Source organism: Microaerobacter geothermalis, assembly GCF_021608135.1.
Lineage (GTDB): Bacteria > Bacillota > Bacilli > DSM-22679 > DSM-22679 > Microaerobacter > Microaerobacter geothermalis.
Window position 1 is genome coordinate 1 of sequence record NZ_JAKIHL010000060.1, and the last position, 9,156, is coordinate 9,156.

A 9,156-nucleotide genomic window follows, 5' to 3' on the forward strand; every position below is an offset into this window, starting at 1 on the left:
CCTTGAATCAGTTGTTCAATGACTTTGTAACGCTTCAACTCTTTTTTGCTCAAAGTTATTCTCTCCTGTCCCATAGTGACATTTTCACTGATGCGTTACAATATGACAATATCACAGACGTTCAACAGTTTTGTCCAAATTTGTTTGCATGAACTGGGGAATCATACTATCATATATAATAAGACATTTAATTCGGGAGGTATGAACATGATTATTGAAGGATTTTCTATATCCGGGATCCAAAAGACCCTTAGTGAGTTGGATCATAAGCTGGAAAGCATTGGATTTTTCCGTTGGGCATGGGACTATCATCAAGCCCATTACGATTACAAATATGAGCATCCCGCTTCTGGAAATGTGTATTTCCTTAGAATAAAAGGAGTTGCCGTTAAAGGTGAATTGGAAAACCCCCATGCCATGCTTAAACTGGAGCAACCGTACATAGGAAAACATCTGTTTCCCCATGGAATGGATTATGAAGCGGAAATTCCCTCTGAGATTTTAAATCTGGCAAAAAATAAGTTGAAGGAAGCGGAGCAAAAATTATCATAATTGTTCCCATGGAGAAACGATGAAACCAATTAGAGGAACGCCGGACTTTTTTATACTCTTTACCACCCTGTTAATCGTAGGATTTGGAATTACCATGCTGTTTAGTGCCAGTTCCATTGTCTCTTATTGGGAAATGAATGACCGATGGTTCTTCACCAGAAAGCAAATCATCTGGGCAATACTGGGGCTGATTGGTATGCTGATCACGATGAACATTCCCTATTCTTTTTTTAAACGATGGTTTGTTCTTATTTTATTCGTTATTCTAATATTGCTGTCACTGGTATTTGTAAAGGGGATTGGAATAGAGGCAAATAATGCCCGGAGTTGGATTGGTACCGATGCTTTCACTCTCCAGCCCGCAGAATTCGCAAAGCTGGGTCTAATTATCTATTTGGCAGGATTGATTAGCAAAAAAGAGGGGAAAATTCAGGACTTAACCAAGGGATATGTTCCCGCCGTTCTAATCATCGGGATTATTTTTATCTTAATCGCAAAACAACCAGATTATGGCACGGCTATGATAATTCTTTCCATTGGAATTGTTATGCTGGTTATTGGGGGGGCTAAGCTGAAACATCTTTTTTTAACCGGCCTTCCCGCATTGGCCATTATTACTTACTATGTATTTTCTGCCGAATACCGAAGGGTACGATTTGCATCCTTTTTAAACCCTTGGGAGGATAGGTATGAATCCGGCTGGCAATTGGTTCAATCCCTCTTAGCCATAGGTCACGGCGGGATAACAGGTACAGGATTTGGCAAAAGCATTCAAAAATTCATGTATATTCCCTATCCTCAAAATGACTTTATTTTTTCAATTATGGCGGAAGAATTGGGATTTGTAGGAGTTTCATTATTTATCTTTGTCCTTATTCTGCTGATATGGCGTTCTATTTTGGTCACCCAAAAAATTGATGATCCATTTGCCAACCTATTAGGGATCGGCATTGTTTCCATGATTGCCATTCAAACCATATTAAATATCGGTGTGGTAACTGGACTTCTTCCTAATACTGGGGTTCCACTTCCCTTTATTAGCTATGGAGGTTCATCTCTTATCGTGATGATGACCAGTATGGGAATTATTCTAAGTATTTCCAGGGAAGTGAATCGCATGAAAAAAGAAAAAGCACTCATATAAGAAAATCTTATTTGAGTGCTTTAAATCTGCGTATTCTTGTGTTATCGTTGTTATTTTGTGCGAGGCTCTTCCACAACAGGAACAACTTTTTCAAATTCCACTCCTTCCACTTTTACATTTACCTCGACCACTTTTAAACCGGTCATGGATTCAACCGCATCCTTTACATTCTCTTGTAATCTTCTGCAGACTTCATCAATTTTTTCGCCATATTTTACAATGATGCGCAGGTCAATGGCTGTTTCGACATTTCCAACCTCCACTGATACACCCTTGTGTACATTTTTGCCGCTTACTCTTTTGGCTAAGCCTTCGGTTATCCCTCCGGACATCCCAGCAACTCCATGGGTATCTGAGGCTGCAATGCTAGCAATGAGTGCCACCACATCATCGGCAATTCGCACAGTACCTTCCGTCATATCTCTTTCCTCCTTCGCCTTTTTCTTTCATTCTATGATGTCCTTGGATTTAATGCAACGTATATTCATATTATTTGATTGTGGCCCAAAAATAAAGTAAGATATTTTTTGAGTATCTACAAAAAGTGTATGGGGTTAATGTTTATGAAACCTAAAAGGAAATTATCAACGGTACAAATCATCGTATCTTTTTATTTAATTGCCACGATTTTGGCCACAATCTTAATCAGTTTGCCCATTTTTCACAAACCGGGTGTAGAGCTTTCGTTTATTGATGCTCTCTTTACTGCAGTTAGTGCCATTAGTGTGACCGGATTAACTGTAGTCAACACTGCAGACACCTTTAATGTTCCGGGGATCATTATGCTCTCCTTTATTTTACAATTTGGAGGTATCGGTATCATGACCCTTGGAACTTTCCTTTGGATCGTATTGGGAAGGCAAATTGGGCTTAGCCAGCGCAGACTCATTATGGTTGACCAAAACCAATCCACCCTTTCCGGGCTAGTTGCCTTAATGAAACGAATATTGGGATTAGCCATTGGCATAGAAGCTATAGGAACCATACTTCTAGGCACCTATTTTTTGGATCGCTACAACCATTGGTATGAAGCCTACTATTATGGTTTCTTTTCAGCCTTATCCGCTTTTACCAATGCCGGATTCGATATTTTTGGAAATTCTTTGTTTGATTTCAGTCACGATTATTACGTACAAACGATAAATATTTTGCTGCTTATTGCCGGAGCCATCGGATTTCCGGTTTTGATTGAATTGATGGACTTCTTGTCAGGGAAATATCCCAATTTCCGTTTTTCCCTTTACACAAAAATTACGACCACCACCTTTTTTACCCTAATGCTGCTTGGAGCAGTTGGCATTTGGCTGTTGGACTACAAACATTTTTTTGCCGACAAAGGAATAGTAGAATCGATTTATTATGCCCTTTTTAATTCCGTTACCACCAGAAATGGGGGACTGGCAACGATGGATGTCAGCTTGTTCAATAATGCAACCCTGTTGTTTATGTCTTTTCTGATGTTTGTAGGCGCAAGCCCATCCAGTGTCGGTGGTGGAATAAGGACCACAACTTTAGCGATTATTTTTTTGAAAATTCGAGCCTTTAGTCTGGGATACAAGCAAATCAGGGTATTTAACAGAGAATTATATGAGGATGATGTGGAAAAAACCTTTGCCGTGATTATCATGGCTTTGCTTCTTCTCTTCGTAAGCTCCATGATATTAATGGCTGTGGAAGATTTTTCTCCCATTGAAATTATCTTTGAAGTGGCTTCCGCCTTCGGTACTACAGGATTATCCATGGGAATCACCCCAGAATTAAGCACCGTTGGAAAAGTCGTGATCATCTTTCTTATGTTTATTGGAAGAATTGGGATTTTATCTTTACTCTTTCTATTACGGAGAGAAGATCGGGATCCCCATTTCCATTATCCGAAGGAGAGAATCATCGTCGGGTGAATTTTTGACATCCCCTATTAGGGTTCCACCTCAATAGTTATTTGGATAAAAAAGGGGATCTATACAATTATATTTTCTCTTTCATCTCACGAAGCTCCCCGATAATGACATCATATTTGTCGCTAAATTTATCAAGGAGCTGATGAAGACGGTTTTCTCTTTCTTTATTATTTTTCATCACGTAAAATAATAGCCAAACAAAAAGGGTGGCAAAGGGACCTTGTGTGACAAAATATTTCATAAGCTCACCATCCACCAGATAATCCCCCCTTTATAATTTCTTTGCATTTCGGAAATAAATTGTCGTTACGGAACTAAAGAGGTCGCTGTCAATAATTGATGGGGTGAAGAAAATTTTCCTTCACCCCTAAAGACTTCAACTGTGACCAATTGCAGTCATGATGTGATTAGCCGAGAACAATTTCTGTCACCGTTCTTTCCGTCAGTTCAGCCCCTTCTTTGCTGATCAAATCCCCACCAGTACTTGAAAAAATATTTTTTGCTATGACCAGATCCATCACGGTGGAAACAGCCAGCGGATCAACGGGTTCAGTGGGGTTATTTATGCTGAGACGAACCCGCTTTCCTTCTTGGTTTAAGAACAAAAGATCCAAAGTTTTCGCCATTTTGGTTCACCTCCTTACTTGAAATCGATTCAAATGTTACTGGCTTAATTCTTCCTGGTCAAAGCGTTGGATGGACAAAACGGGGTTGCTCTGCAATCCAGCAAGGGCATTGGCTACATCATATACATCCTGATCTGTTGATGATGGTTTGACACGGTTGTAACTCTTAGATTGCTTAACCGGATTGCCATTTGCATCAACTCCCGTCTGAAACGCAATGACGATTCTGGAAAAATTAGGAGTGCTGATTACTGGCATCTCATTCACCTCCTCTTTAATATTGTCAGCCCATGATGAAAATCTGTCGGCTTACCGCTGCACTAATTAAATACCTTTTGAAGATGTTTTTTGGGACTTATTGTTCATTTTTTTTCTCAGCTTGTATAAGCCCCTTTTCTTCCACTCTGCAACAGTCCATATGGACACTCCATAATAACTGGAAATCTCCTTTAACGTATATCCCTGTAAGACATTCAGAATCAAACACCCTTTTTCCCGTTGAGTCAAGCCTTCCAACCATTCATTTAACTGATTTCCCATTTCAACATGATCTTCAATTTGAACCATTGGATCGGGAATAATATCCACCCAATCCTCATGCTCTTCTTCCCGGGGAAAAATGTGCATCTTCTTCCAGTTTCTCTCCCTGCTTAACCAGTTCAACATACGACCATTGATCCACTTTCTTGCATAGGCAGGAAAATACCCCTTTGAAGAATCAAATCGTAAACACGCTTCCCATAATGCCATTTGAGCAACCTGGACTGCATCATCCCAGTAACCGTAAAGATGGAATCGCTTAAGACAATTCCCTAACAAAGGCTGATATTTTTCCCATAGTTCCCTTGGATTATCCATTCTTTTCTCCTCAGTGGAGACCGGTCATCCATAAATTGCGCCGCAAAAGAAAAATACCATGGGCAACGATTTCCTTCACCTGCCAACTACAAATCCTTTAAGACCCAAATAGGGACAAGAAAGATTAAAATCAACTTAAGAAAACAAGTATTAATTAAAAGAAAATCAAAGAATGAACAAGATATCTGAAGGAATCGGTTGATTCACTTAGAAAATATAGAAAGTAAAAGTTGATAGAAGGACGCATGAATCTTTACTTCCTCGCATAAATAAAAAAAGTCGCTCTCGCGACAATAACAGGTTAACCTTTTGGCCGAAATAAAAGGGCAACAATAAAGCCAAAAATGATAGCAGAGGAAATTCCGGCACTTGTTACCTCAAAGATTCCGGTGACAACTCCAATTAAGCCGTGCTTTTCTGCTTCTGCCATCGCCCCATGGACAAGGGCATTTCCAAAACTGGTAATCGGCACAGTAGCTCCGGCTCCGGCAAAATCGATCAGGGGTTCATACAGCCCTAATCCATCTAAGACGGCGCCAACTACCACCAGGATACTGGTTACATGGGCAGGAGTCAGCTTCAACAAATCCAGCATCAGTTGACCAATGACGCATATGAGCCCCCCGACAACAAAAGCCCAGAAGAAAATCATAGGAACTCCTCCATTTCCATCTCAATCGAAACCGCATGGGCGATACAGGGAATACTCTCATTCTGCTGAAATGATAATGGGGAGAGAAGTGCTCCTGTGGCGACTATTAATACTTTTTTTAATTCCCCTTTTCTCATCTGATTCAGAACATGTCCATATGTAACCACAGCTGAACAAGCTGCCCCACTTCCTCCGGCAAGGACCGGCTGATCCTCCCGATAAATCATCAATCCGCAGTCTCCAAACCGATCCTGCGGAATAGGAAGCCCATGCTTCTTCAGCAAGTCAACGGCAATCCGATGTCCTACCCTTCCAAGGTCCCCTGTTAAAATCAAATCATAATGGAAAGCATCGATCCTCAGATCCCTGAAATGTGTTTCAAGGGTATCGACGGCGGCAGGTGCCATAGCCCCTCCCATATTAAAAGGATCAGAAATCCCCATATCGACAATTCTGCCAATGGTGGCAGACGTAACTTTAGGCCCTTTTCCTTGAGAGGCTATCACAGCAGCACCGGCCCCTGTCACAGTCCATTGTGCCGTCGGTGGTTTTTGTGAACCGTATTCCGTAGGATAACGAAATTGTTTCTCAGCAGCCCCATTATGGCTGGCCGTTGCCGCCACAACCAATTCGGCGTATCCGGTATCCACCATTAAAGAAGCCAATGCCATCCCTTCCATCGATGTCGAACAGGCCCCAAAAAGGCCAATATACGGTGCTCCTAATGTTCTGGCTGAAAAGCTGCTGGTAATAAGTTGGTTCATTAAATCTCCAGCAAGGAAGAATTGAATATCTTCCTTCTTTTTTTCCGCTTTATCGATTGCTTTTTCTACGGCCTGTTCCAGCAGTTTTTTTTCCGCTTTTTCGTAACTATCTTGACCCAGCCATAAATCTTCGTGAAGAATGTCAAAATCTTTGGCTAACGGTCCCTGGGCTTCAAAGGGACCCCCAACAGCAGCCGAAGAAAGAATAATCGGTTTATTCGGAAATACCCAGGTTCGTCCCTTTTTCATCTTAAACACCGCCCAGCTTTAAAATTAAAGTCTTTATAATTGCAACGACAAATGCAGAAAAAACACCAAATACAATGACAGATCCCGCCAGTTTAAACATATTTCCGCCTACGCCCAACACAAATCCTTCACTCCGGTGCTCAATAGCCGCCGATGCCACCGCATTGGCGAAACCGGTAACCGGAATAAGGGTTCCCGCTCCTGCCCACTGGGCAATCTGATCGTACACTCCCAAACCAGTAAGAAAAGCAGAAAGAAAAATTAAAACGGCAACCGTTGGATCTCCAGCCGTTTTCTCTGTAAAATCGAAATATCGGGTGAAGAAGGTTTGCAGCAGTTGGCCAAACAAAGCGATGGAACCACCAACCAGAAATGCCTTGAAACAATTTAAAACCACCGGACGATGCGGTTCCCTTCCCTTGGCAAAGACATGGTATTCCTGTTGAACAGGAGTTAATTTTTTCTTCTTTTTATCCGACAATGTGATTCACCAGCCTTTATTTATTTATAAGAAGGGGTTCAAGTTCTGTAATGATCCCTTTTAATTCCTTTACCGTATCGGAATACATGCTTTTTGTCATTGGATCATTGGTATCCAATGCAAAGGTTTCAAGGTCTGCTTGTGATTTTTTTAGGGTATGCATCAGCAAATCCCTTGTCGATGGCTTGGGAATTTGCCAGGCATCATCAAACAGGTCTACATATAATTCTCCCATGGAATTAACTTGCCCGATAAACACATTTTCAGGCGAAATACCGATCTTATCTAACTCCGTTTGCAGCCATTGCCGGTTTAATCCCAAATTGGATAACGGTTCATCCATGATATTTCCGTCAAGGATGACGGTTTGAGGTTCACTTTCGGAAGCTACTTCAATATTCAAGTCCTTGGAAGAAAGGGGTTTATGTTCTGGTTTTAGCAAAACATTTATCTCCCCGTCTGATTCCATCACCGCAAATTCTACATCTGCCAGCTCAAATACATTTTTCTTACGAAGCTGTCTTAGTAAATCTTCCGGCGTGTAACGAACCTCCTTTAAATTGTCCTCCATTACCATTCCCCGTTTGATTAACACCGTTTCCCTCCCGTAAATTAAGTCCCTTATCCATTTGCTTTTTAAGGTAAGATAGGTTAGTCCGATTGCCAAAAGGACCCATACAGACAGCCCAATGATGGCATTTGCCAGATTTTCCACCATATTCATGGAAATCAATGCGGCAATTCCGCCTATGGTGATTCCCAATACAAAATCAAAAAAAGTGAGTTGAGATGCCACCTTTCTGCCGATGATCCGGGTAACAGCAATTAGCAAGACAAACATTCCAATGGATCGAATGGGTATATTCAGCCATTCAGGCAATTTTCTCTGCCCCCTTTTTTAATAACCTGTATTTTTAGTAACCTTTATATTGGGGTTCCTCAAATTCCAATGTTTTTACCCGATGTTCCAACTTTGCTACAATCCCCTTTAATCTCATCGCATTCTTCTCGTAAATCTCTCTCAATTCTTCCTTCTGGGCTTGCTCCGCATATATTTTTAATGTAGCTTCTGCTCCTTTTAAGCTGGCCATGGTTTGCTTTACCTTTGAACTAACTGTCATCACCCTACCTCCTCTCTATTAACATTTTATAAAAGTACAATTTTCATACCTGAATAAGAGTAACCCTTGACGTATAATAATTGGAATTCTTGTAAAAATAAATCAAGGGGTGAGTCATATTGAAAAGGTTTTTATTGATCATGATCACTTTGATGCTTTTTGCCTCAGGATGTAGCGGAAATCCAGGAGAAAAATCCCCAGGAACTACCAAAGTACAGCAGATTAACCAAGAACAAAAAAAAATCCCCAATATTCAGCCTGATAAAGCGAAACTAGCAGTGGATATAGCGAAAACGGTCAAGGGGGTGGATGATGCATCAGCAGTAGTCATTGACAAGGATCTTTCATTGGCTGTGAAAGTAACGAACTTCCAGAGGTTTCGATTAAAAAATATACGAAGAGAAGTACACCATAAACTGAAGAAGGAGTTCAAACCATACGAAATTCATGTCACTTCAGACGGAAAACTTTTTGATGAACTAAAAAAATTGGAAATAAATATTTCAAAAAAAAATATAAACGATCCGAATCAAGTGAAGAAAAAGGTGGATAAGATAAACAAGGATATGAGAGGATAGAAGCCCTGGAATTGTCAACTGCAACAACCCCGGGCTTCATTCAATTTAATGAACTCGACTCGCAGACGTGAAAATTCTTTGATATGAAAATAATTCCCTCCCGGGTCATACTGATCTAAAAATGTCAAGTGCTTGGTATCAATTTCCAGATAAAAATGGGTATAGGGATGCCCGGGATAATCGTTGTAAATGTTTCCAGTAGTTATGATGCAGTATTCTTCTGAACTTCGTAT

General features: G+C 40.7%; 15 protein-coding genes. 4 read left to right on the forward strand and 11 right to left on the reverse strand.

Features of this window, described 5'->3' with window-relative positions; all coding sequences use genetic code 11:
• Positions 1–207 precede the first annotated feature (207 nt).
• The gene (locus L1765_RS15245) at positions 208–552 is read left to right on the forward strand and encodes a YugN family protein (RefSeq protein WP_236408347.1); all 345 of its coding nucleotides are present in this window, start codon (positions 208–210) and stop codon (positions 550–552) included.
• 19 nt (positions 553–571) lie between these two features.
• Positions 572–1,696 (forward strand): putative lipid II flippase FtsW, encoded by a 1,125-nt coding sequence (gene ftsW, locus L1765_RS15250; protein ID WP_236408348.1) that lies wholly within the window; start codon positions 572–574, stop codon positions 1,694–1,696.
• A 50-nt stretch (positions 1,697–1,746) separates the two neighbouring features.
• On the opposite strand, the gene L1765_RS15255 is transcribed toward ftsW, so the two are convergent.
• A complete protein-coding gene (locus L1765_RS15255; protein WP_236408349.1) occupies positions 1,747–2,115 on the reverse strand; it encodes an Asp23/Gls24 family envelope stress response protein in 369 nt (122 codons plus the stop codon).
• A gap of 129 nt (positions 2,116–2,244) precedes the next feature.
• Here L1765_RS15255 and L1765_RS15260 point away from each other — a divergent pair, with 129 nt between their 5' ends.
• On the forward strand, positions 2,245–3,594 hold the full coding sequence (locus L1765_RS15260) for a TrkH family potassium uptake protein (RefSeq protein ID WP_236408350.1): 1,350 nt from the start codon (positions 2,245–2,247) through the stop codon (positions 3,592–3,594).
• 67 nt (positions 3,595–3,661) lie between these two features.
• Here the strand turns inward: L1765_RS15260 and L1765_RS15265 are convergent, their stop codons facing one another.
• The 9 genes from L1765_RS15265 to L1765_RS15305 form a co-directional block, all read right to left on the reverse strand.
• The gene (locus tag L1765_RS15265) at positions 3,662–3,835 is read right to left on the reverse strand and encodes a BhlA/UviB family holin-like peptide (RefSeq protein ID WP_236408351.1); all 174 of its coding nucleotides are present in this window, start codon (positions 3,833–3,835) and stop codon (positions 3,662–3,664) included.
• Positions 3,836–4,001: 166 nt separating this feature from the next.
• On the reverse strand, positions 4,002–4,220 hold the full coding sequence (locus L1765_RS15270; RefSeq protein ID WP_236408352.1) for a DUF2922 domain-containing protein: 219 nt from the start codon (positions 4,218–4,220) through the stop codon (positions 4,002–4,004).
• 36 nt (positions 4,221–4,256) lie between these two features.
• Positions 4,257–4,478 (reverse strand): DUF1659 domain-containing protein, encoded by a 222-nt coding sequence (locus L1765_RS15275; protein WP_236408353.1) that lies wholly within the window; start codon positions 4,476–4,478, stop codon positions 4,257–4,259.
• Between the two features lie 66 nt (positions 4,479–4,544).
• Positions 4,545–5,078, reverse strand: a complete 534-nt coding sequence (locus L1765_RS15280; protein WP_236408354.1) for a sigma-70 family RNA polymerase sigma factor — start codon at positions 5,076–5,078, stop codon at positions 4,545–4,547.
• Between the two features lie 301 nt (positions 5,079–5,379).
• Positions 5,380–5,730, reverse strand: a complete 351-nt coding sequence (spoVAE, locus tag L1765_RS15285; RefSeq protein WP_236408355.1) for a stage V sporulation protein AE — start codon at positions 5,728–5,730, stop codon at positions 5,380–5,382.
• The gene (gene spoVAD / locus L1765_RS15290) at positions 5,727–6,743 is read right to left on the reverse strand and encodes a stage V sporulation protein AD (RefSeq protein WP_236408356.1); all 1,017 of its coding nucleotides are present in this window, start codon (positions 6,741–6,743) and stop codon (positions 5,727–5,729) included. The genes spoVAE and spoVAD overlap by 4 nt, the downstream gene beginning before the upstream one ends.
• A gap of 1 nt (position 6,744) precedes the next feature.
• A complete protein-coding gene (gene spoVAC, locus L1765_RS15295; RefSeq protein ID WP_236408357.1) occupies positions 6,745–7,224 on the reverse strand; it encodes a stage V sporulation protein AC in 480 nt (159 codons plus the stop codon).
• Between the two features lie 16 nt (positions 7,225–7,240).
• Positions 7,241–8,104 carry a DUF421 domain-containing protein gene (locus tag L1765_RS15300; protein WP_236408358.1) on the reverse strand — a complete coding sequence of 288 codons (864 nt, stop codon included), beginning with the start codon at positions 8,102–8,104 and terminating at the stop codon, positions 7,241–7,243.
• 34 nt (positions 8,105–8,138) lie between these two features.
• Positions 8,139–8,345, reverse strand: a complete 207-nt coding sequence (locus tag L1765_RS15305; RefSeq protein WP_236408359.1) for a DUF1657 domain-containing protein — start codon at positions 8,343–8,345, stop codon at positions 8,139–8,141.
• A gap of 119 nt (positions 8,346–8,464) precedes the next feature.
• Here L1765_RS15305 and L1765_RS15310 point away from each other — a divergent pair, with 119 nt between their 5' ends.
• On the forward strand, positions 8,465–8,923 hold the full coding sequence (locus tag L1765_RS15310) for a YhcN/YlaJ family sporulation lipoprotein (RefSeq protein ID WP_236408360.1): 459 nt from the start codon (positions 8,465–8,467) through the stop codon (positions 8,921–8,923).
• Positions 8,924–8,937: 14 nt separating this feature from the next.
• On the opposite strand, the gene L1765_RS15315 is transcribed toward L1765_RS15310, so the two are convergent.
• On the reverse strand, positions 8,938–9,156 hold a 219-nt coding region (locus L1765_RS15315; protein ID WP_236408361.1), incomplete at its 5' end, for a hypothetical protein.